Origin of the sequence: Streptomyces sp. TLI_55, from assembly GCF_900206255.1 — a bacterium.
In the GTDB taxonomy this organism is placed as follows: domain Bacteria; phylum Actinomycetota; class Actinomycetes; order Streptomycetales; family Streptomycetaceae; genus Streptomyces; species Streptomyces aquilus.
The window spans coordinates 2,433,957-2,457,177 of sequence record NZ_OAOJ01000001.1 but is presented as its reverse complement, the minus strand read 5'-3'; the positions used below and the strand labels follow the sequence as shown (position 1 = coordinate 2,457,177).

Sequence of the window (23,221 nt, the reverse complement as noted above, 5' to 3'; positions counted from 1 at the left end):
AAGTGTCCGACAGGGAACCGCCGCGCCGCCGTGTGCCCGGACCCGCCAGGCCCGCCAACGACGGCCGCCGGCGCCCCGCCGGTCCCGGCGCCCGCCCGGCCCGCCGCCCGGCGGCGCCCCGCCCCGCGGCCCCGCGCGCCACGGCCCCGCGCCAGATCCGGCTCGGCAGCCCCCGGCCCCGGCTGCGCATGGTCAGCCTCGGCCTCACCCTCGTCCTGATCGCCTTCGCGGTCCGGCTCCTCCAGGTCCAGGCCGTCGACGCGAGCACCTACGCCGCCAAGGCCGAGCAGAACCGGTACGTCGGCTACACCCTGACCGCCGAGCGCGGCCAGATCACCGACCGCGCCGGCGTGGCCCTCGCGACCAGCGTGGACGCGTACGACATCACGGCCGACCCCACGCTCTTCAAACGCAAGCAGCTCAAGATCGACGACGGGCCCGAGCAGGCCGCCGCGCTGCTCGCCCCGATCCTCGGGCAGGAGCAGGCCGAGCTGACCCGGAAGCTCCGCGCCAAGGGGCAGTACGTCAAGCTCGCCGGACGGCAGACCCCGCAGGTCTGGAAGCAGATCAAGGACCTCAAGAGCGCCCTGGCCACGAAGGCCGAGGACGGCACCGGCGTCAACGTCCTCGCGGGTGTCTTCGCCGTCGCCACCAGCAAGCGCGTGTACCCGAACGGCGATCTCGCCGCCGGGATACTGGGCTGGGTCAACGCCGACGGCAAGGGCGGCGGCGGGGTCGAGCAGAAGCTGAACACGCTGCTGTCCGGCAAGGACGGCAAGATCCGCTACGCCCAGTCCGGCGGCCGGCAGGTCCCGACCGCGGGCTCCACGGAGACGCCCGCCGTGCCCGGCAGCGACGTCGAGCTGACCATCGACCGCGACATCCAGTGGGCCGCGCAGAACGCCATCACCGAGCAGGTGCGCAAGTCCAAGGCGGACCGCGGCTACGTGATAGTGCAGGACACGAAGACCGGCGAGATCCTCGCGATGGCCAACTCACCCGGCTTCGACCCCGGCGACCTCTCCCAGGCCGACCCCGGCGCCCTGCACAACTGGGCCGTGGAGGACGCCTACGAGCCCGGCTCCACCGCCAAGGTCATGTCGATGGCCGCCGTGCTGGAGGAGAACGTCGCGACGCCGCTGACGCACGTCACCGTGCCGAACCGGCTGCACCGCGGCGACCGGCTCTTCAAGGACGACATCGACCACAAGACCTGGTACCTCACGCTCAACGGCGTGCTCGCCATGTCCAGCAACATCGGCACCATCCTGGCGACCGGCCAACTCGGCAAGACCCAGGCCCAGTCCAACCAGGTCCTCTACTCCTACCTGCGCAAGTTCGGCCTCGGCAGCTACAGCGGCCTGGACTTCCCCGGCGAGACGAAGGGCATCCTCGCCGCGCCCCAGGACTGGTCGACCTCACAGCAGTACACGATTCCTTTCGGCCAGGGCGTCTCCCTCAACGCGATGCAGGCCACCTCCGTCTACTCGACGATCGCCAACGGCGGCGTCCGCGTCGAACCCACGCTCGTGCGGGGCACACAGGGACCCGACGGACGCTTCGCACCCGCCGCGAAGCCCAGGAAGTCAAGGGTGATCAGCGAGAAGACGGCGAAGACCCTCGCCCGGATGCTGGAGTCGGTCGTGGACGACGAGGCGGGCACCGGTGCCAAGGCGCGCATTCCGGGGTACCGGGTCGCGGGCAAGACGGGTACGGCCAACCGCGTGGATCCGGCCACCGGCCGGTACCACGGCTACACCTCGTCGTTCGCCGGGTTCGCGCCCGCCGACAGCCCCCGCATCACCGTGTACTGCGCGATCCAGAACGCCACCAAGGGCAGTTACTTCGGCGGCCAGATCTGCGGCCCCGTCTACAAGCAGGTCATGGAGTTCGCCCTGAAGACCCTCCAGGTCCCCCCGACGGGAACCAAGTCCGCCCCTCTCCCCGTCACCTTCACCCCCTGATCAGTACGAGAAGCTACGAGCAGCCAGGAACCACCTCGTGACAACGATCACTCCCGATCCCGGGAACCAGAGCACGCCCGCGCCCTCACTTCGCTCCGGAGCGGGTGTGCCCGGTACGCTCACCGCCGTGCCACACGCTGATCAGTCCCAAACCACCCAGAAGGGCCATCCCGTGACATATCCGGGACCGCCCCGGCCGGTCCGGGTCTCCGCAACACCCCTCGCGGAACTCGCCGATCAGCTGGGTGCCGAGCAGCCGGACAGCACCGCCGAGGTCACGGGCATCACCCATGACTCGCGCGCGGTCCGCCCCGGCGACCTGTACGCCGCCCTCCCAGGCGCCCGCCTGCACGGCGCCGACTTCGTCACCCAGGCCGCCGGCCTCGGCGCAGTCGCCGTGCTCACCGACCCGACCGGCGCCGAGCGCGCCGCGGCGACCGGTCTGCCGGTCCTGGTCGTGGACGATCCGCGCGCGCGGATGGGCGAACTGGCGGCCACCATCTACGGCCACCCGGGCCGCGACCTGCTCCAGATCGGCATCACCGGCACCTCCGGCAAGACCACCACCGCCTACCTCGTCGAGGGCGGCCTGAAGACCAAGAACAACACCGGTCTGATCGGCACGGTCGAGATGCGGATCGGCGACGAGCGCATCAAGTCCGAGCGCACCACCCCCGAAGCCACCGATCTCCAGGCCCTGTTCGCGGTCATGCGCGAACGCGGCGTCGAGGCGGTCGCGATGGAGGTCTCCAGCCATGCCCTGGTCCTCGGCCGGGTCGACGGCTGCGTCTTCGACATCGGCGTCTTCACCAACCTCAGCCCGGAACACATGGAGTTCCACTCCGACATGGAGGACTACTTCCGGGCCAAGGCACAGCTCTTCACGCCGAAACGCAGCAGACTCGGCGTCGTCAACTTCGACGACGAGTACGGCCGCCGCCTCGTCGACGAGGCCACGGTCCCGGTCGTCACCTTCTCCGCCGAGGGCCACCCCGACGCCGACTGGCGCGCCGAGAACGTCCAGGTCGGCCCGATGGACTCGACGTTCACCGTGATCGGCCCCGAGGGCGAGCGCATCCACGCCCGGTCGCCGCTGGCGGGCCCCTTCAACGTGGCCAACACCCTCGCCGCGATCGTCGCCCTCGCCGCCGCCGGGCTCGACCCGCAGACCGCCGCCGACGGCGTCGCCGAGGTGCCGGGCGTGCCGGGACGCCTGGAGCGCGTGGACGCCGGACAGCCGTATCTCGCCGTCGTGGACTACGCCCACAAGACCGACGCCGTCGAGTCCGTCCTCAAGGCGCTCCGCAAGGTCACCGAGGGCAGCCTGCACGTCGTGCTCGGCTGCGGCGGCGACCGGGACAGGACCAAGCGCGCGCCGATGGGCGCCGCCGTGGCGCGGCTCGCCGACACCGCCGTACTGACCTCCGACAACCCCCGCTCCGAGGACCCGCTCGCGATCCTCGCCACCATGCTCGAAGGCGCGGCGTCCGTGCCGGTGCACGAGCGCGGCGAGGTCCAGGTCTTCGAGGACCGGGCCGCCGCGATCGCCGCCGCCGTCGCCCGGGCACGGCCCGGAGACACCGTGCTGGTCGCGGGCAAGGGCCATGAGCAGGGCCAGGACATCGCCGGGGTGGTCCGTCCCTTCGACGACCGCCAGGTGCTTCGAGAAGCCATCCAGAAGACCCAGGGATGAACTTGTGATCGCCCTCTCTCTCGCCGAGATCGCCTCAGTCGTCGGCGGGCAGACGCACGACATACCGGATCCGTCCGTCCAGGTCACCGGACCGGTCGTCCGGGACTCCCGAGAAGTGGAGCCCGGCAGTCTCTTCGTCGCCTTCGTCGGCGAGCGCGTCGACGGCCACGACTTCGCGGCGCAGGTCGTCGAGGCGGGCGCGGCCGCCGTGCTGGCGTCGCGCCCCGTGGGCGTGCCCGCGATCGTCGTGGACGACGTCCAGACCGCGATCGGCGCCCTCGCGCGTGAGGTCGTACGACGGCTGGGTGCGACCCTCGTCGCCCTGACCGGCTCGGCGGGCAAGACCAGCACCAAGGACCTCATCGCCCAGGTGCTCCAGCGCAAGGCGCCGACGGTGTGGACGCCGGGCTCGCTCAACAACGAGATCGGGCTGCCGCTGACCGCCCTGTCCGCCACCGAGGAGACCCAGTTCCTCGTGCTGGAGATGGGCGCCCGCGGGATCGGCCACATCCGCTACCTCACCGAGCTGACGCCCCCGAAGATCGGCCTCGTCCTCAACGTCGGCACCGCCCACATCGGCGAGTTCGGCGGCCGCGAGCAGATCGCGCAGGCCAAGGGCGAGCTCGTCGAAGGGCTGCCGGAGGACGGCGCGGCGATCCTCAACGCCGACGATCCTCTCGTACGGGCCATGGCATCCCGTACGAAGGCGAAGGTGATCCTTTTCGGAGAGTCCGACGAAGCGGACGTACGCGCCGAGAACGTGAGACTCACGGACACGGGACAGCCGGCCTTCAGGCTTCGCACACCCTCCGGTGACAGCGACGTGACCATGCGCCTGTACGGTGAGCACCACGTGTCGAACGCGCTCGCCGCGGCCGCCGTCGCCCATGAGCTGGGCATGTCCGCGGAAGAGATCGCCACCGCGCTCTCCGAGGCGGGCTCCCTCTCCCGCTGGCGGATGGAGGTCACCGAGCGCCCGGACGGCGTGACCGTCGTCAACGACGCCTACAACGCCAACCCCGAATCCATGCGGGCCGCACTGCGCGCGCTCGTGGCCATGGGCCGGGGACGGCGGACCTGGGCGGTGCTCGGCAAGATGGCCGAGCTCGGGGACGAGGCGCTCGCCGAGCACGACGCGGTCGGACGGCTCGCCGTCCGGCTCAACGTCAGCAAGCTCGTCGCGGTCGGGGGCAGGGAAGCGTCCTGGCTGCAACTGGGCGCATATAACGAGGGTTCGTGGGGTGAGGAGTCGGTGCACGTGTCCGACGCACAGGCGGCGGTCGACCTGTTGCGCAGCGAGCTGCGCCCGGGGGACGTCGTTCTCGTGAAGGCGTCCCGTTCGGTCGGTCTGGAGAGCATCGCCGCTGCGCTGCTCGCGACCGGTGCCGAGGGTGAGGTTTCCGCCCGATGATGAAGCAGATCCTGTTCGCAGGAGTCATTGGTCTGTTCCTGACCCTGGTCGGCACCCCGCTGCTGATCAAGCTGCTGGCCCGCAAGGGCTACGGCCAGTACATCCGCGACGACGGCCCGCGCGAGCACGCCAGCAAGCGCGGTACGCCGACCATGGGTGGTATCGCCTTCATCCTGGCGACGGTCGCCGCCTACTTCCTGTCCAAGATCATCACCGGCTACCCCCCGACCTTCTCGGGTCTGCTGGTGCTCGGACTGATGGTCGGCATGGGCCTGGTCGGCTTCCTCGACGACTACATCAAGATCATCAAGCGGCGTTCGCTCGGTCTGCGGGCCAAGGCGAAGATGGCCGGACAGCTGATCGTCGGCATCTCCTTCGCGGTGCTCGCCCTGATGTTCCCGGACGCCCGCAACAACACCCCGGCCTCCGACAAGCTGTCGTTCATCACGGACTTCGGCTGGAAGATCGGCCCGGTGCTGTTCGTGATCTGGGCGCTGTTCATGATCCTCGCCATGTCGAACGGCGTGAACCTGACGGACGGTCTGGACGGCCTGGCCACCGGTGCCTCCGTGCTCGTCTTCGGCGCCTACACGTTCATCGGCGTCTGGCAGTTCCAGGAGTCCTGCGCCAACGCGGGCACCCTGACCAACCCCAACGCCTGTTACGAGGTACGTGATCCGCTCGACCTCGCGGTCATCGCCTCGGCGCTGATGGGTTCTTGCCTCGGCTTCCTGTGGTGGAACACCTCGCCGGCGAAGATCTTCATGGGCGACACGGGTTCGCTCGCGCTCGGCGGTGTCCTCACGGGCCTCGCCATCTGCTCCCGCACGGAGCTGCTCGTGGCCATCATGGGCGGTCTGTTCGTCCTCATCACCATGTCGGTGGTCATCCAGGTCGGCTCCTTCAAACTGACCGGCAAGCGCGTCTTCCGCATGGCACCGCTCCAGCACCACTTCGAACTCAAGGGCTGGTCCGAGGTCCTGATCGTGGTCCGCTTCTGGATCATCCAGGGCATCTGTGTGATCGTCGGCCTGGGCCTCTTCTACGCGGGATGGGCAGCAGAAAAGTGACCTCCACGGTGTCCGCGGACTTCCAGGGCAAGCACGTCACCGTCGCCGGGCTCGGCGTCTCCGGCATCCCGGCGGCCAAGGCGCTGCACGCGCGCGGGGCGCTCGTCACGGTCGTCAACGACGGCGACGACGCACGCGCGCGTGAGCAGGCCGCCGAGTTGGAGGCGCTGGGCATCACCGTCCGCCTCGGCGACGGCGCGACCCTGCCCGAGGGCACCGACCTCATCGTCACCGCACCCGGCTGGAAGCCGGACAAGCCGCTGTTCGAGGCGGCCCGCGCGGCCGGCGTCGACATCTGGGGCGACGTCGAACTCGCCTGGCGTCTGCGCGGCCCCGATGCGGCCCCCTGGCTCGCGATCACCGGCACCAACGGCAAGACCACGACCACCCAGATGCTGGCGTCCATCCTGAAGGCGGCGGGCCTGCGCACGGCGGCCGTCGGCAACATCGGGATCTCGGTGCTGGACGCGGTGCTCGGCGAGGAGCAGTACGACGTCCTGGCCGTGGAGTTGTCGAGCTACCAGCTCCACTGGGCGCCCTCCCTGCGCGCCCATTCCGCCGCCGTGCTGAACCTCGCGCCGGACCACCTCGACTGGCACGGCTCGATGGAGGCGTACGCGCGCGACAAGGGCCGCATCTACGAGGGCAATCGCGTCGCCTGCGTCTACAACGTCGCCGACAAGGCCACCGAGGACCTGGTGCGCGAGGCCGACGTCGAGGAGGGCTGCCGTGCCATCGGCTTCACCCTCGGCACGCCCGGCCCCTCCCAACTCGGCGTCGTGGAGGGCATCCTGGTCGACCGCGCCTTCGTGGAGAACCGGCAGAAGAACGCCCAGGAGCTCGCCGAGGTCTCCGACGTCAACCCGCCGGCCCCGCACAACATCGCCAACGCCCTTGCGGCGGCGGCCCTCGCGCGCGCCTTCGGGGTGCCCGCCAAGGCCGTACGGGACGGTCTGCGGGCCTTCACCCCGGACGCCCACCGCATCGCGCACGTGGCGGACGTGGACGGCGTCGCCTACGTCGACGACTCCAAGGCCACCAACACCCATGCCGCGGAAGCCTCGTTGGCGGCGTACGAGTCCATCGTGTGGATCGCCGGCGGGCTCGCCAAGGGGGCCTCCTTCGACGAGCTGGTCGCCAAGTCGGCAAAGCGACTTCGGGGCGTGGTGCTGATCGGCGCCGACCGGTCCCTGATCCGCGAAGCCCTCGCGCGACACGCGCCGGAAGTACCCGTCGTCGACCTCGACCGGACCGACACTGGGGCGATGCTCCAGGCGGTGACGGAAGCGAAGCGGCTGGCTCAGCCCGGCGACACGGTGCTGCTGGCCCCGGCCTGCGCCTCCATGGACATGTTCACCAACTACAACAAGCGCGGTGACGCGTTCGCGGAGGCGGTTCGCGAACTCGGCTCCTGACCGACGTAGCGGAGGCTCTGATGCCCAGCAGCCGTACCGGCCGACCGCCCGTGCAGCGGACCGTCAGACGTCCCGCCGCCGCCCGGACGGTGCGCGACAATCCCGTACGACAGCTCTATCTGCGCGCGAAGAAGGCCTGGGACCGGCCGCTGACCGCCTACTACCTGATCCTCGGCGGCAGTCTGCTGATCATCGTGCTGGGGCTGGTGATGGTCTACTCGGCCTCGCAGATCAAGGCGTTGCAGATGTCGCTGCCGGGCTCGTACTTCTTCCGCAAGCAGCTTCTGGCCGCGGCGATCGGCGCCGGGCTGCTGCTCCTGGCCTCGCGGATGCCGGTGAAGCTGCACCGGGCGCTGGCCTACCCGATGCTCGCGGGCGCGGTCTTCCTGATGGCCCTGGTGCAGGTGCCGGGGATAGGGATGGCGGTCAACGGCAACCAGAACTGGATCTCGCTCGGCGGCTCCTTCCAGATCCAGCCCAGCGAGTTCGGCAAGCTCGCGCTCGTCCTGTGGGGCGCCGACCTGCTCGCGCGCAAGCAGGACAAGAAGCTGCTGACCCAGTGGAAGCACATGCTGGTGCCGCTGGTCCCGGTCGCCTTCATGCTGCTCGGGCTGATCATGCTCGGCGGCGACATGGGGACCGCGATCATCCTGACGGCGATCCTGTTCGGCCTGTTGTGGCTCGCGGGGGCGCCGACCCGGCTGTTCGTCGGGGTGCTGTCGATCGCCGGTCTGATCGGCCTGATCCTCATCAAGACCAGCCCCAACCGGATGGCCCGGCTCGCCTGCATCGGCGCCACCGAGCCCCGGTCCGCGGGAGCCGACTGCTGGCAGGCCGTGCACGGCATCTACGCCCTCGCCTCCGGCGGAATCTTCGGCTCCGGGCTCGGTGCGAGTGTGGAAAAATGGGGGCAACTGCCCGAAGCGCACACGGACTTCATCTTCGCCGTCACCGGTGAGGAACTGGGCCTGGCGGGGACGCTGTCGGTGCTGGCCCTGTTCGCGGCTCTAGGCTATGCGGGTATCCGCGTGGCCGGCCGCACGGAGGACCCCTTCGTCAGGTATGCCGCGGGAGGCGTGACCACCTGGATCACCGCGCAAGCGGTGATCAACATCGGTGCGGTGCTCGGCCTGCTGCCGATCGCCGGAGTCCCCCTCCCGCTGTTCTCCTACGGAGGATCCGCCCTGCTGCCGACCATGTTCGCGATCGGGCTGCTGATCGCCTTCGCTCGTGACGAGCCCGCTGCGCGGGCCGCGCTTGCGATGCGGCAACCCCGCTTTGGTAGAAAGCGGGGGGCCGGGGGCTCCGCTCGGACCAGGGAGCCGCGGAGATGGAACACGATGCGACGGCGTGCCTCGGTGGCACGTACGTCCGGAGAGCGGTGAATTTCGGTGCATGTCGTACTCGCCGGTGGGGGGACCGCCGGCCACATCGAGCCCGCGCTCGCCCTCGCGGACGCCCTGCGCAGGCAGGACCCGACCGTGGGAATCACGGCCCTGGGCACGGAGCGCGGCCTCGAGACTCGTCTCGTCCCCGAGCGCGGCTACGAACTCGCGCTGATCCCCGCCGTACCCCTGCCACGCAAGCCCACGCCCGAGCTGATCACGGTGCCGGGCCGGCTGCGCGGCACGATCAAGGCCGCCGAGCAGGTCCTGGAGCGCACCAAGGCGGACGCCGTCGTCGGCTTCGGCGGTTACGTGGCCCTGCCCGGCTACCTCGCCGCCAAGCGCCTCGGCGTGCCGATCGTGATCCACGAGGCCAACGCGCGCCCCGGGCTGGCCAACAAGATCGGCTCGCGCTACGCCGCGAAGGTCGCCGTCTCCACCCCGGACAGCAAGCTGCGCGACGCCCGCTACATCGGCATCCCGCTGCGCCGCACCATCGCCACCCTCGACCGGGCCGCCGTCCGCCCCGAGGCCCGCGCGGCGTTCGGCCTCGACCCGAACCTGCCGACCCTGCTGGTCTCCGGCGGCTCCCAGGGCGCCCGCCGGCTCAACGAGGTCGTCCAGCAGGTCGCCCCCTGGCTCCAGCAGGCCGGAATCCAGATCCTGCACGCGGTCGGCCCGAAGAACGAACTGCCGCAGGTGCACCATATGCCGGGGATGCCGCCGTACATCCCGGTACCGTACGTGGACCGGATGGACCTCGCGTACGCCGCGGCCGACATGATGCTCTGCCGCGCGGGCGCGATGACCGTCGCCGAGCTCTCCGCCGTCGGGCTCCCGGCCGCCTACGTCCCGCTGCCCATCGGCAACGGCGAACAGCGGCTCAACGCCCAGCCGGTGGTCAAGGCGGGCGGCGGCCTGCTGGTCGACGACGCGGAACTCACCCCGCAGTGGGTCCAGCAGAACGTCCTGCCCGTGCTCGCCGATCCGCACCGGCTGTACCAGATGTCCCGCGCCGCCGCCGAGTTCGGCCGCCGGGACGCCGACGACCTGCTCGTCGGCATGGTGTACGAGGCGATCGCCGCCAACCGTGCACGTCACTAGGAACGCATGACCGAAGGGCAGGGAGCGTGGCCGGACCGACCACCGCCGAACGCGGTGAACGCCAGCAGGAGTCGTCCGTCCCGCCCCCTGTCCGACGGCTGAGGCCGCCCAGGCCTCGTACGATCATCATTCTCGCCGTCGCGCTGGTCCTCCTCGGCGCCGGCGGCGTCTGGGCGCTCTACGGCTCCCCATGGCTGCGCGTGGAACGGGTGTCGGTCTCCGGCACCGGTGTGCTGACGCCCGCACAGGTGCGCGAGGCGGCCGACGTACCGCTCGGATCGCCGTTGATTTCCGTCGACACCGATGCGATTGAGGCGCGGTTGCTCCGGAAATTGCCCCGAATTGACTCGGTTGACGTGACTCGCTCCTGGCCGCACGGAATCGGGCTGAAAGTCGTCGAGCGCACTCCGGTTCTGATTGTCGAAAAGGGCGGAAAGTTTGTCGAAGTGGACGACGACGGCGTCCGTTTTGCCACGGTTTCCCGTGCCCCGAAAGGCATCCCCGCCCTCGAATTGACGCTCCCCGAGTCGGGTTCCGCCACCGCGAGCCTGCGCCGCTTCGGCGACGCCCGGCTGGTGCGCGAGGCGGTGCGCGTCGCCGGTGACATTCCGGCCGCCGTCGCGCGCACGACCCGGACCGTCAAGGTGCGTTCGTACGACGACATCTCGCTGGAGTTGAGCGACGGCCGGACCGTCGCGTGGGGGAGCGGCGAGAAGGGTGCCGCGAAGGCCCGTACGCTCACCGCTCTGCTGAAAGCGGCGCCCGGTGCGCGGCACTTCGACGTCTCGGTTCCCACCGCCCCTGCGTCATCAGGGAGTTGACGTACATCCGCGCAGGCCAGCACCCTGGTTGGCTACCGCTACGGCTGATCACATAGGGTGAAAAGAAAAACGGGAGGTTCGGCGTGTTCGTTGAACGTGCGCCACTTGTCGACTTAGTGTCCTGTTCAGAAGACTCCAGGGAACACACACACTGGTAACCCTAAACTTCAACGTTAGGGTTCGGGTCGGCACTATGGACCGTCCCATTCGGCATCCGTCGTCGTATCGCATGACCACGCGAGACGACGACACGTAACTCGAGGCGAGAGGCCTTCGACGTGGCAGCACCGCAGAACTACCTCGCAGTCATCAAAGTCATCGGTGTCGGCGGCGGTGGTGTCAATGCCATCAACCGGATGATCGAGGTCGGTCTCAAGGGCGTCGAGTTCATCGCCATCAACACCGATGCGCAAGCGCTGTTGATGAGCGACGCCGACGTGAAGCTCGACGTCGGCCGTGAACTCACCCGTGGACTCGGCGCCGGCGCCAACCCGGCCGTCGGACGCAAGGCCGCCGAGGACCACCGCGAGGAGATCGAGGAGGTCCTCAAGGGGGCCGACATGGTCTTCGTGACGGCCGGTGAAGGCGGCGGCACCGGCACCGGCGGCGCGCCCGTCGTGGCCAACATCGCACGCAACCTGGGCGCCCTCACCATCGGCGTGGTCACCCGCCCGTTCACCTTCGAGGGACGGCGCCGCGCCAACCAGGCCGAGGACGGCATCGCGGAACTCCGCGAAGAGGTCGACACCCTCATCGTCATCCCCAACGACCGGCTGCTGTCCATCTCGGACCGCCAGGTCTCGGTCCTCGACGCCTTCAAGTCGGCCGACCAGGTCCTGCTCTCCGGTGTCCAGGGCATCACCGACCTCATCACCACGCCCGGCCTGATCAACCTCGACTTCGCCGACGTCAAGTCGGTCATGTCCGAGGCCGGTTCGGCCCTCATGGGCATCGGCTCGGCCCGCGGCGACGACCGCGCGGTGGCCGCCGCCGAGATGGCGATCTCCTCGCCGCTCCTGGAGGCGTCCATCGACGGCGCCCGTGGTGTGCTGCTCTCCATCTCCGGTGGCTCCGACCTCGGCCTGTTCGAGATCAATGAGGCCGCCCAGCTGGTGAGCGAGGCCGCGCACCCCGAGGCCAACATCATCTTCGGCGCGGTCATCGACGACGCCCTCGGCGACGAGGTCCGCGTCACGGTCATCGCCGCCGGCTTCGACGGCGGTCAGCCGCCGGCCCGCCGGGACACCGTGCTCGGATCGACCTCCACCTCGGGCCGCCGCGAAGAGCCCACTCCGGTACGGCAGACCGAGACCCGCCCGTCCTTCGGCTCGCTCGGCAGCGTCACACCGAAGGAGGAGCCGGAGCCCGCGCCGGAGCCGGTCGCCGACCTCCCGGTCGCCCCGCCGGTCCCGCCGTCGCGCACCTACTCGGACAGCGCGGCCGAGGAACTGGACGTGCCGGACTTCCTGAAGTGATAGGACAGCGCTCCGTAACGAGCACTGTGAGCGGCGCGCACTTCGCCTTCACCGACCGGTGGGGCGGGGTGAGCGCCGTTCCGTACGAGGAGCTCAACCTCGGCGGAGCGGTCGGCGACGACGCCGACGCCGTCCGCGCGAATCGTGAACTGGCCGCCAAGTCGCTGGGGATCGACCCGGCGCGGGTGGTCTGGATGAACCAGGTGCACGGGGCGGAGGTGGCGGTGGTCTCCGAGGCGTGGGGGGACCGGCCGGTGCCGGAGGTCGACGCGGTCGTCACCGCCGAACGCGGTCTCGCCCTCGCCGTCCTCACCGCCGACTGCACGCCCGTCCTGCTCGCCGACCCGGTCGCGGGAGTCGTCGCCGCGGCCCACGCGGGCCGGCCCGGCATGGTCGCCGGGGTCGTCCCCGCCGCCGTACGGGCCATGACCGAACTCGGCGCCGAGCCCGGCCGGATCGTCGCCCGCACCGGACCCGCGGTGTGCGGCCGCTGCTACGAAGTCCCGGACGCGATGCGCGCCGAGGTCGCCGCCGTCGAACCGGCGGCGTACGCCGAGACGAGTTGGGGCACTCCCGCCGTCGACGTGACCGCCGGAGTGCACGCGCAGCTCGACCGGCTCGGGGTGCGCGACCGGGAGCACTCGCCGGTGTGCACGCTGGAGTCGCGCGACCACTTCTCGTACCGCCGCGAGCGCACCACGGGGCGACTCGCGGGATATGTCTGGCTGGACTGAGAGAACATGACGGACCGTAAGGGCGAACTCGCCGCAAATCTGGCGAAGGTGGAGGAGCGCATCGCCGCCGCGTGCGTGGCCGCGGGGCGCAAGCGGGAAGAGGTGACCCTGATCGTGGTCACCAAGACCTACCCCGCGAGCGATGTGCGGATCCTCTCGGAACTCGGCGTCCGTCACGTCGCCGAGAACAAGGACCAGGACGCGGCACCCAAGGCCGCCGAATGTTCTGATCTGCCACTGACTTGGCATTTCGTGGGTCAGCTGCAGACCAACAAGGTGCGTTCCGTGACTGGTTATGCCGATTTGGTGCATTCAGTCGACCGGGCCCGACTCGTCACGGCGCTCTCCAAGGAAGCGGAGCGGCAGGGGCGGGAAGTCGGTTGTCTGATCCAGGTCGCGCTCGACGCGAACGAAGGCGGCCGCGGGGAGCGCGGGGGTGTCGCGCCCGACGGAATCGAAGAGTTGGGCGAACTCGTGGCGGGGTCGCCCGGGCTCCGGCTGGCGGGTCTGATGACCGTCGCACCCCTCACCGGCCCTTACGCGGGACGCGAACTCGCGGCGTTCGAGCGGTTGATGGATTTGTCGACCGACCTGCGCCGAGCCCATCCGGCTGCGAACATGGTCTCGGCAGGGATGAGTGCGGATCTCGAACAGGCCGTGGCCGCCGGAGCGACACATGTACGCGTCGGTACCGCGGTACTCGGAGTCCGCGCGAGGCTCGGGTAACGTCGCCAAGAAGTCGGACCACAGCAGAAAATATGGTCATTACCGCCGAAAGGCGGGCGTAACGACCTCGTGGATCGCAGGCACTTGGCAGTCGTCAGCAGATCCACCACAGAGCGGAGGACTCAGAGCATGGCCGGCGCGATGCGCAAGATGGCGGTCTACCTCGGCCTCGTGGAGGACGATGGGTACGACGGCCGCGGTTTTGACCCCGACGACGACTTCGAACCGGAACTCGACCCGGAGCCCGAGCGGGACCACCGGCGACACGAGCCGGTGCACCAGTCGCACGGAGCACATCAGTCCCAAAGGGACGAAGAGGTGCGAATCGTGCAACCCTCCACCCCACGTGAGCCGGTCGCCCGCTCCGCTTCGCTAGCCGCGGAATCCGGACGTCCGGCGCGGATCGCGCCCGTGGCGTCCATCACACAAGAACGCCAGAGCCTGGAGAAGAACGCACCGGTGATCATGCCCAAGGTCGTGTCGGAACGAGAGCCTTACCGGATCACCACACTCCACCCGCGGACCTACAACGAGGCCCGTACCATCGGGGAACACTTCCGTGAGGGCACCCCTGTGATCATGAATCTCACTGAGATGGATGACACAGATGCGAAGCGACTTGTCGACTTTGCGGCCGGTTTGGTGTTTGGTCTTCACGGCAGCATCGAGCGGGTGACGCAGAAGGTGTTCCTGTTGTCGCCTGCTAACGTCGATGTCACGGCGGAGGACAAGGCTCGTATCGCAGAGGGCGGGTTCTTCAACCAGAGCTGAGACGCAAGGCCGGAAACAGCAGTACAAGTAGTACCGAGCAGCACGGAAAACAGGGGAGAGGGAAGCACAGGTCATGAGCGTGGTTCTGGATGTCGTCTACATCGCGCTGATGTGCTTCCTGATCGTGCTCATCTTCCGGTTGGTCATGGACTACGTCTTCCAGTTCGCCCGCTCGTGGCAACCCGGCAAGGCGATGGTGGTCGTTCTGGAGGCCACCTACACTGTCACCGATCCACCGCTGAAGCTTCTGCGGCGGTTCATTCCGCCGCTGCGTCTCGGGGGCGTGGCGCTCGACCTGTCCTTCTTCGTACTGATGATCATCGTCTACATCCTGATCTCGATCGTGGTCCGGCTGTGAGCGATGTGAACTACCGTCTTGCCGATGCCGACGACTACGTTGAGGTGAAGAGATGCCGTTGACCCCCGAGGACGTGCGGAACAAGCAGTTCACGACCGTCCGCCTCCGAGAAGGCTATGACGAGGACGAGGTCGATGCCTTCCTCGATGAGGTCGAAGCCGAACTGACCCGCCTGCTCCGCGAGAACGAGGACCTGCGGGCCAAGCTGGCCGCGGCCACGCGCGCTGCTGCGCAGAACCAGCAGAACATGCGCAAGCCTCCGGAGGGTCCCGGCGGTCCCGGTCCGCAGGACCAGCAGCAGGGTATGCCTCAGCAGGGCATGCCCCAGCAGGGGATGCCGCAGCAAGGGATGCCGCAGCAGGGCATGCGAGGACCCGGCGGCCCGGTGCCGGCCGGCATATCTGGCCCGCCGCAGCAGCAGATGGGCGGCCCCATGGGTGGCCCGCCCCAGCTGCCGAGCGGTGCGCCGCAGCTGCCCGCCGGTCCCAGTGGGCAGGGTGGCCCGCAGGGTCCCGGTCCGATGGGCCAGGGTCCGATGGGTCAGGGTCCGATGGGTCAGGGCCCCATGGGTGGTCAGCCGCCCATGCAGCAGCAGATGGGTGGCCCGATGGGCGGCCCCATGGGCGGTCCGATGGGCGGCCCCGGTCAGGGCCCCGGTGGCGACAGCGCCGCCCGTGTCCTCTCGCTGGCCCAGCAGACCGCCGACCAGGCGATCGCCGAGGCCCGTTCCGAGGCCAACAAGATCGTGGGCGAGGCGCGTTCGCGTGCCGAGGGTCTCGAGCGTGACGCCCGTGCCAAGGCCGACGCCCTGGAGCGGGACGCGCAGGAGAAGCACCGCGTCGCGATGGGCTCCCTGGAGTCCGCCCGCGCCACGCTGGAGCGCAAGGTCGAGGATCTGCGCGGCTTCGAGCGCGAGTACCGCACCCGCCTGAAGTCCTACCTGGAGTCGCAGCTGCGTCAGCTGGAGACCCAGGCAGACGACTCGCTGGCTCCGCCGCGTACCCCGGCGACCGCGTCGCTTCCGCCGTCCCCGGCGCCCTCGATGGCTCCGGCCGGTGCGAGCGCCCCGTCGTACGGTGGGAACCCGGGCGGCATGGGCGGTGCTCCGGCGCCGGCCGCTCCGTCCTACGGCGGTCAGCAGCAGATGTCGCCCGCGATGACCCAGCCGATGGCTCCGGTCCGGCCGCAGGGTCCGTCGCCGATGGGGCAGGCTCCCTCGCCGATGCGTGGGTTCCTGATCGACGAGGACGACAACTGACGAGTTGTAGTACGCCTTAGGCGTCGGCAGCGTTCAAAGGGGCGAGCCCTGGACTTCGGTCCGGGGCTCGCCCCTTTTACGCGGGTTGATCTCGGGGGGTGGGGCTGAGGCGGGGGCTCAGCCTTAGCACGGCGGAGGCATGGCAAAGGCCCGGTCTCCCAGACGGGGAGACCGGGCCCTCTCAGGCCGTGCCCTTGTTATGCCTTGCGCAGGCGGAACGTCAGGGACAGGCCCTCGTCCGTGAACGGCTCGCCGTAGGTGTCGTCCGCCTCGCCCTGGGCGAAGTCCGTCGACAGGACCTCGTCGGCGATCAGGCCCGCGTGTTCGGTCAGGGCCGCGTTCACCGCCGGGTCCGTGGACGTCCAGCGCAGGGCGATGCGGTCGGCCACGTCCAGGCCGCTGTTCTTGCGGGCCTCCTGGATCAGGCGGATCGCGTCACGGGCCAGGCCCGCCTGCTTCAGCTCCTCCGTGATCTCCAGGTCCAGGGCGACCGTCGCACCGGAGTCGGACGCCACCGACCAGCCCTCGCGCGGGGTCTCCGTGATGATGACCTCGTCGGGAGCCAGCGTGATCGTCTCGCCGTCGACCTCGACCGACGCCGTGCCCTCGCGCAGGGCCAGGGACAGGGCCGCGGCATCCGCGTTCGCGACCGCCTTCGCCACGTCCTGGACGCGCTTGCCGAACCGCTTGCCCAGGGCACGGAAGTTGGCCTTGGCGGTGGTGTCGACCAGGCTGCCGCCGACCTCGGAGAGGGACGCCAGCGACTCGACGTTCAGCTCTTCCGTGATCTGCGAGTGCAGTTCGGGGTTCAGGGTGTCGAAGCCCGACACCGCGACCAGCGCGCGCCGCAGCGGCTGACGTGTCTTGACGCCCGACTCCGCGCGCGTGGCACGGCCCAGCTCGACCAGGCGCCGGACGAGGACCATCTGCCGCGACAGCTCCGGGTCGATGGCGGACAGGTCCGCCTCCGGCCAGGTGGACAGGTGGACGGATTCCGGGGCGCCCGGCGTGACCGGGACGACCAGGTCCTGCCAGACCCGCTCGGTGATGAACGGGGTCAGCGGGGCCATCAGCTTGGTGACCGTCTCCACGACCTCGTGCAGCGTGCGCAGCGCGGCCTTGTCGCCCTGCCAGAAGCGGCGACGCGAGCGGCGGACGTACCAGTTGGACAGGTCGTCGACGAACGCCGAGAGCAGCTTGCCGGCGCGCTGGGTGTCGTAGGCCTCCAGAGCCTGCGTCACCTGGTCGGTGAGCGCGTGGAGTTCGGACAGCAGCCAGCGGTCCAGGACCGGGCGGTCGGCCGGGGCCGGATCGGCCGCAGACGGCGCCCAGTTGGACGTACGGGCGTACAGGGCCTGGAAGGCGACCGTGTTCCAGTAGGTGAGGAGGGTCTTCCTCACCACCTCCTGGATCGTGCCGTGGCCCACGCGGCGGGCCGCCCACGGGGAGCCGCCGGCCGCCATGAACCAGCGGACCGCGTCGGCGCCGTGCTGGTCCATCAGCGGGATCGGCTGCAGGATGTTGCCCAGGTGCTTGGACATCTTCCGGCCGTCCTCGGCGAGGATGTGGCCGAGGCAGACGACGTTCTCGTAGGACGACTTGTCGAAGACCAGGGTGCCGACCGCCATCAGCGTGTAGAACCAGCCGCGGGTCTGGTCGATGGCCTCCGAGATGAACTGCGCCGGGTAGCGGCTCTCGAAGAGCTCCTTGTTCTTGTACGGGTAGCCCCACTGCGCGAACGGCATCGAACCCGAGTCGTACCAGGCGTCGATGACCTCCGGCACGCGCGTGGCCGTCTTGCCGCAGGCGTCGTTGGGGCAGGCGAAGGTGACGTCGTCGATGAACGGGCGGTGCGGGTCGAGGTCCGACTGGTCGGTGCCGGTCAGCTCGGTGAGCTCCGCGCGGGAGCCGACGACGGTCAGGTGGTCGTCCTCGCAGCGCCAGATCGGCAGCGGGGTGCCCCAGTAGCGGTTGCGGGACAGCGCCCAGTCGATGTTGTTGTTCAGCCAGTCGCCGTACCGGCCGTGCTTGACCGTGTCCGGGAACCAGTTGGTGTTCTCGTTCTCCTGGAGGAGGCGGTCCTTGATGGCCGTGGTGCGGATGTACCAGGACGGCTGCGCGTAGTAGAGGAGCGCGGTGTGGCAGCGCCAGCAGTGCGGGTAGCTGTGCTCGTACGGGATGTGCTTGAAGAGGAGGCCGCGGTCGTGGAGGTCTTCCGTGAGCTTCTCGTCCGCTTTCTTGAAGAAGACGCCGCCGACCAGTGGGACGTCCTCCTCGAAGGTGCCGTCGGGGCGGACCGGGTTCACGACCGGGAGGCCGTAGGCGCGGCAGACCTTGAGGTCGTCCTCACCGAAGGCGGGGGACTGGTGGACCAGACCCGTGCCGTCCTCGGTCGTGACGTACTCGGCGTTCACCACGTAGTGGGCGGGCTCCGGGAACTCCACGAGCTCGAACGGACGTTGATACGTCCAGCGCTCCATCTCGGCGCCCGTGAAGGACTGGCCGGTGGTCTCCCAGCCCTCGCCGAGCGCCTTGCCGACGAGCGGCTCGGCGACGACGAGCTTCTCCTCGCCGTTGGTCGCGACGACGTAGGTGACGTCGGGGTGCGCGGCGACGGCCGTGTTGGAGACCAGCGTCCAGGGGGTCGTCGTCCAGACCAGGAGCGCGGCCTCGCCGGCGAGCGGACCGGAGGTGAGCGGGAAACGGACGTACACGGACGGGTCGACGACCGTCTCGTAGCCCTGCGCCAGCTCGTGGTCCGACAGGCCGGTGCCGCAGCGGGGGCACCAGGGGGCGACGCGGTGGTCCTGGACCAGCAGGCCCTTGTCGAAGATCGTCTTCAGCGACCACCAGACCGACTCGATGTACTCGGGGTCCATCGTGCGGTAGGCGTCGTCGAGGTCGACCCAGTAGCCCATGCGGGTCGTCAGCTCGGTGAAGGCGTCGGTGTGGCGGGTCACCGACTCGCGGCACTTGGCGTTGAACTCGGCGATGCCGTACTTCTCGATGTCCGGCTTGCCGCTGAAGCCGAGCTCCTTCTCCACCGCGAGCTCGACCGGCAGGCCGTGGCAGTCCCAGCCGGCCTTGCGGGCCACGTGGTAGCCGCGCATGGTGCGGAAGCGGGGGAAGACGTCCTTGAAGACCCGCGCCTCGATGTGGTGGGCCCCGGGCATGCCGTTGGCGGTGGGCGGGCCCTCGTAGAACACCCACTCGGGGCGGCCCTCGGACTGCTCCAAGGACTTGGCGAAGATCTTCTGCTCGCGCCAGAAGTCGAGCACCGCGTGCTCGAGCGCGGGCAGATCGACCTGGGCGGGCACCTGGCGGTACTGCGTCATCAGTCTTCCTCCGGCGGACTTGCTGCCTTCCGTCCGGAGGGACGAGAGCTACGTCATTTCCTGCGCCGTCTTCGGCGCGCTCCCGCGGTACCACCCTCCTTGGCTCCCCTGTGCGCCGAACGCACCGGTGAGCCCCCTCATTGGGGTCGCGATGCCGGGTCTACTGGCCCTCCAGGGCGTTCTTCCGGCGGCTCCGGGGTGATCTTCACGTCGCGCTCGCCCCCGGGCTTCCACCGTCCCCGGGTCGCTCTGGGCTGCGTACGTCGCTACTCGTCCCCATCCACGCTTTTCGCTCCGCCCAGTGTACGGCGCCGCGAGGACAGCGGCCGACCGGTTTTCCCGGCCTCCGGGGCGCGGTCGTCGCGGGCGCCGGGGTGACCCGAATGGAGCGGTACGCGTGTTCGGATTCCGGGACGCTCGGTCCGGCGGATTACCGGGCGGGGAGCTGGGCACAACGCTTGCATGCCTGGCGTGCTCCCTGCGCGAGGCGGGCGAATCGGGCGGTGCGCCCCGTTGCCGCGGGACTCAAGTCGATTTATCGTCCCAGCACGATTCGCGTGCAAGATCACAATATGTGAAGGGGCCGCGGCCATGGTGGCGAAGAAGACCGCCGATCAGAAGTCGGCGTCGGGCAGGTCCACACATGCCTCCGGCGGTGCGGCCAAGGATGTGGGTGGGAAGAAGGCCGTGGGGGCGGCGGCGAAGAAGGCGGCCGAGAAGGCGGCGGAGGGTCCCGAAAGACCCGGGGCGGCGGCCGGGAGCAGGAAGGCGGCGGCGAAGAAGGCCGTCACGAAGAAGGCCGCCGCCAAGAAGACCGCGGAGCCGGCGGCGGAGGCGGCCGTGAAGAAGACGGCCGCCAAGAAGGCGACGGCTGCCAAGGAGACGGCAGCTGCCAAGGAGACAACGGCTGCCAAGAAGTCGGCGGCGAAGAAGACGGCCGCCAAGAAGACCGCCGCCTCGAAGACCACGAAGAGCACGAAGAGCACCACCTCGAAGACCACGAAAAGCACCTCCACGAAGACCGCGACCGGCGAGAGCACCGCCGGGAAGACGGCCAAGAAGGCGAGCGCGGCGCAGGCCGCGAAGCAGACGGGAGCCACGACGGTGGTTGCGAAGAAGACTCCTGGCACGGCCACGGCGGCGAAGACGGCCGTCCCCAAGGCACGCCTCGCCGCGGCGGAGCCGGGCGAACTCGCGGTCCGCCCCGGCGAGGACCCCTGGACCCCGGAGGAGGTCGCGGAGGCGCGCACCGAGCTCCAGTCCGAGGCGCTGCGGCTGCGCGCCGAGATCACCACGTCCGAGGAGTCCCTCGTGGGTCTGATGCGGGACTCCGGGGACGGCGCGGGCGACGACCAGGCCGACACCGGCACCAAGAACATCACGCGCGAGCACGAGATGGCCCTCGCGGCCAACGCGCGCGAGATGCTCGAACAGACCGAGCGGGCCCTGGACCGTCTCGACGCCGGTACCTACGGTCTGTGCGAGAACTGCGGCAACCCGATCGGCAAGGCGCGTATGCAGGCGTTCCCGCGCGCGACCCTGTGCGTGGAGTGCAAGCAGAAGCAGGAACGCCGGTACTGAGGGTCCACCCGGGCGTGCCGTACCCTCGTCCTCAGTCAGGTACCTAGGTTGAGGGACTCACGTGACCGAAGCGGAGCGCATGATCGGTACGCCGGACACCCCTGAGGGGGACGGGGCCGAGCCGGAGCGGGCAGCCGGGCAGCCGGGCGTCGGGGAGATCCCCCAGGCCAGGGGCAAGCGCCGGATCGCCGTGCTGTTCGCCGTCGCCACCTTCGCGTACCTCCTCGACCTCGGCAGCAAGCTGCTCGTGGTGGCCAAGCTGGAGCACCACGCGCCGATCGAGATCATCGGGGACTGGCTGAAGTTCGAGGCGATCCGCAACGCTGGCGCCGCGTTCGGCTTCGGCGAGGCCTTCACCGTGATCTTCACGGTGATCGCGGCGGCCGTGATCGTGGTCATCGCCCGCCTCGCCCGCAAGCTCTACAGCCTGCCCTGGGCGATCGCGCTCGGCCTGCTCCTCGGCGGTGCGCTCGGCAACCTCACCGACCGGATCTTCCGCACGCCCGGCATCTTCGAGGGCGCGGTCGTCGACTTCATCGCGCCGAAGCACTTCGCGGTGTTCAACCTCGCCGACTCGGCGATCGTGTGCGGCGGCATCCTGATCGTGCTGCTGTCCTTCAAGGGCCTCGACCCGGACGGCACCGTCCACAAGGACTGAGCGCGCGGTCGGGACTGTCCGACCCGTCCGGCATACTCGACGGGTGAGCACGATTCCCGAGATCCGAACCCTGCCCGTGCCGGACGGCCTGGAGGGCGAGCGCGTCGACGCCGCCATCTCTCGCATATTCGGCTTCTCCCGCACCAAGGCGGCCGAGCTGGCGGCGGCGGGCAAGGTCCAGGTCGACGGGTCCGTGGTCGGCAAGTCCGAGCGGGTGCACGGCGGCGCCTGGCTGGAGGTCGAGATGCCCGGCGCGCCCGCGCCCGTGCAGATCGTCGCCGAGCCGGTCGAGGGCATGGAGATCATCCATGACGACGACGATGTGGTCGTCATCGTCAAGCCCGTCGGGGTCGCCGCCCATCCGTCGCCCGGCTGGACCGGCCCGACCGTCATCGGCGGCCTCGCCGCCGCCGGGTACCGCATCTCGACCTCCGGCGCCGCCGAGCGCCAGGGCATCGTGCACCGCCTCGACGTGGGCACCTCCGGCCTGATGGTGGTCGCCAAGTCCGAGTACGCGTACACGTCGCTGAAGCGCCAGTTCAAGGAGCGCACGGTCGACAAGCGCTACCACACCCTTGTCCAGGGCCACCCGGACCCCACGAGCGGCACCATCGACGCCCCCATCGGCCGCCACCCGAACCACGACTACAAGTGGGCGGTCACCGCCGAGGGCAAGCCGTCGGTCACGCACTACGACCTCATCGAGGCGTTCCGCGCGGCCTCCCTGCTCGACGTGAAGCTGGAGACGGGCCGCACCCACCAGATCCGCGTCCACATGGCCGCCCACCGCCACCCCTGCGTCGGCGACCTCACCTACGGCGCCGACCCGACCCTCGCCAAGCGGCTGCGCCTGACCCGCCAGTGGCTGCACGCGGTCCGCCTCGGCTTCGAGCACCCCGGGGACGGGCAGTGGGTCGAGTTCGAGAGCGACTACCCGGAGGACCTCCAGCAGGCCCTGGACCAGGTCCGCGAGGAGACGTACGCGTGAGCGGTCCGGCGTACGCCGTGCGGGTCGCCGAGGACCCCGCCGACCGGGAGATGTGCTTCGCCGTGCGCAAGCAGGTCTTCGTCGTCGAGCAGGGCGTTCCGGAGGACCTGGAGTACGACGCGTACGACGCCGTCGCGGTGCATGTGCTGGCCGTGCGGGACGACGGGGTGGCGCTGGGCACCGGACGGCTGCTGCATGGCGCACAGGCCGCAGAGAAGGTCGGCGGTGATCTCACCCTGGGCTCGCTCGGGCGGCTCGCGGTGGCCGAGGAGGCGCGCGGTCTCGGCGTCGGCGTGGCGCTCGTACGGGCCATCGAGGACGCGGCACGCGCGCGGGGGCTCGCGGCGGTGGATCTGCACGCGCAGACGCACGCGCTGGGGTTCTACGAGCGGCTCGGGTACGAGGCCTACGGGCCGGAGTACCTGGAGGCGGGGATCCCGCACCAGGGGATGCGGCGCGCGCTGTAACTGATCG

Annotated in this window: 19 protein-coding genes; 18 read left to right on the top strand and 1 reads right to left on the bottom strand. The window is 69.8% G+C overall.

Annotated elements, in window-relative coordinates; all coding sequences use genetic code 11:
• Window positions 1-2: 2 nt before the first annotated feature.
• From CRP56_RS11460 to CRP56_RS11390, 14 genes are all read left to right on the top strand, one after another.
• The gene (locus CRP56_RS11460) at window positions 3-1,964 is read left to right on the top strand and encodes a peptidoglycan D,D-transpeptidase FtsI family protein (RefSeq protein WP_306459441.1); all 1,962 of its coding nucleotides are present in this window, start codon (window positions 3-5) and stop codon (window positions 1,962-1,964) included.
• Between the two features lie 172 nt (window positions 1,965-2,136).
• Window positions 2,137-3,657, top strand: coding sequence for a UDP-N-acetylmuramoyl-L-alanyl-D-glutamate--2,6-diaminopimelate ligase (locus CRP56_RS11455; RefSeq protein ID WP_097273933.1), 1,521 nt, complete (start codon window positions 2,137-2,139; stop codon window positions 3,655-3,657).
• Between the two features lie 4 nt (window positions 3,658-3,661).
• Window positions 3,662-5,068, top strand: coding sequence for a UDP-N-acetylmuramoyl-tripeptide--D-alanyl-D-alanine ligase (locus CRP56_RS11450; RefSeq protein WP_097262916.1), 1,407 nt, complete (start codon window positions 3,662-3,664; stop codon window positions 5,066-5,068).
• A complete protein-coding gene (gene mraY / locus CRP56_RS11445) occupies window positions 5,065-6,138 on the top strand; it encodes a phospho-N-acetylmuramoyl-pentapeptide-transferase (protein WP_097262913.1) in 1,074 nt (357 codons plus the stop codon). The genes CRP56_RS11450 and mraY overlap by 4 nt, the downstream gene beginning before the upstream one ends.
• Window positions 6,120-7,553 (top strand): UDP-N-acetylmuramoyl-L-alanine--D-glutamate ligase, encoded by a 1,434-nt coding sequence (murD, locus tag CRP56_RS11440; protein ID WP_179850986.1) that lies wholly within the window; start codon window positions 6,120-6,122, stop codon window positions 7,551-7,553. Before mraY ends, murD begins: the two co-directional genes overlap by 19 nt.
• A gap of 20 nt (window positions 7,554-7,573) precedes the next feature.
• Entirely contained in the window at window positions 7,574-8,938 is a 1,365-nt protein-coding gene (ftsW, locus tag CRP56_RS11435) for a putative lipid II flippase FtsW (RefSeq protein ID WP_097262908.1), read from the top strand.
• Between the two features lie 6 nt (window positions 8,939-8,944).
• Complete coding sequence (murG, locus tag CRP56_RS11430) at window positions 8,945-10,042, top strand: undecaprenyldiphospho-muramoylpentapeptide beta-N-acetylglucosaminyltransferase (protein ID WP_079311106.1); 1,098 nt, start codon at window positions 8,945-8,947, stop codon at window positions 10,040-10,042.
• 26 nt (window positions 10,043-10,068) lie between these two features.
• Window positions 10,069-10,863, top strand: a complete 795-nt coding sequence (locus CRP56_RS11425) for a cell division protein FtsQ/DivIB (RefSeq protein WP_097262905.1) — start codon at window positions 10,069-10,071, stop codon at window positions 10,861-10,863.
• Window positions 10,864-11,141: 278 nt separating this feature from the next.
• The gene (gene ftsZ, locus CRP56_RS11415) at window positions 11,142-12,338 is read left to right on the top strand and encodes a cell division protein FtsZ (RefSeq protein ID WP_097262903.1); all 1,197 of its coding nucleotides are present in this window, start codon (window positions 11,142-11,144) and stop codon (window positions 12,336-12,338) included.
• Complete coding sequence (gene pgeF, locus CRP56_RS11410; RefSeq protein ID WP_097262900.1) at window positions 12,335-13,072, top strand: peptidoglycan editing factor PgeF; 738 nt, start codon at window positions 12,335-12,337, stop codon at window positions 13,070-13,072. The genes ftsZ and pgeF overlap by 4 nt, the downstream gene beginning before the upstream one ends.
• A 6-nt stretch (window positions 13,073-13,078) precedes the next feature.
• Window positions 13,079-13,798, top strand: a complete 720-nt coding sequence (locus tag CRP56_RS11405; protein ID WP_097262898.1) for a YggS family pyridoxal phosphate-dependent enzyme — start codon at window positions 13,079-13,081, stop codon at window positions 13,796-13,798.
• A gap of 129 nt (window positions 13,799-13,927) precedes the next feature.
• Window positions 13,928-14,569 carry a cell division protein SepF gene (locus tag CRP56_RS11400; protein ID WP_097262896.1) on the top strand — a complete coding sequence of 214 codons (642 nt, stop codon included), beginning with the start codon at window positions 13,928-13,930 and terminating at the stop codon, window positions 14,567-14,569.
• Between the two features lie 73 nt (window positions 14,570-14,642).
• Entirely contained in the window at window positions 14,643-14,927 is a 285-nt protein-coding gene (locus CRP56_RS11395) for a YggT family protein (RefSeq protein WP_097262894.1), read from the top strand.
• Window positions 14,928-14,979: 52 nt separating this feature from the next.
• Entirely contained in the window at window positions 14,980-16,185 is a 1,206-nt protein-coding gene (locus CRP56_RS11390) for a DivIVA domain-containing protein (protein WP_097262892.1), read from the top strand.
• 197 nt (window positions 16,186-16,382) lie between these two features.
• On the opposite strand, the gene ileS is transcribed toward CRP56_RS11390, so the two are convergent.
• On the bottom strand, window positions 16,383-19,520 hold the full coding sequence (gene ileS / locus CRP56_RS11385; RefSeq protein ID WP_097262890.1) for an isoleucine--tRNA ligase: 3,138 nt from the start codon (window positions 19,518-19,520) through the stop codon (window positions 16,383-16,385).
• Between the two features lie 591 nt (window positions 19,521-20,111).
• Between ileS and CRP56_RS11375 the strand changes: the two genes are divergently transcribed.
• From CRP56_RS11375 to CRP56_RS11360, 4 genes are all read left to right on the top strand, one after another.
• Window positions 20,112-21,101, top strand: a complete 990-nt coding sequence (locus CRP56_RS11375) for a TraR/DksA family transcriptional regulator (protein ID WP_097262888.1) — start codon at window positions 20,112-20,114, stop codon at window positions 21,099-21,101.
• 61 nt (window positions 21,102-21,162) lie between these two features.
• Window positions 21,163-21,759, top strand: a complete 597-nt coding sequence (gene lspA / locus CRP56_RS11370; RefSeq protein WP_097262886.1) for a signal peptidase II — start codon at window positions 21,163-21,165, stop codon at window positions 21,757-21,759.
• Window positions 21,760-21,802: 43 nt separating this feature from the next.
• Window positions 21,803-22,747: an RluA family pseudouridine synthase gene (locus tag CRP56_RS11365; RefSeq protein ID WP_097262884.1), complete on the top strand. Its 945-nt coding sequence runs from the start codon at window positions 21,803-21,805 to the stop codon at window positions 22,745-22,747.
• Entirely contained in the window at window positions 22,744-23,214 is a 471-nt protein-coding gene (locus CRP56_RS11360; RefSeq protein ID WP_097262882.1) for a GNAT family N-acetyltransferase, read from the top strand. Before CRP56_RS11365 ends, CRP56_RS11360 begins: the two co-directional genes overlap by 4 nt.
• Window positions 23,215-23,221 lie beyond the last annotated feature (7 nt).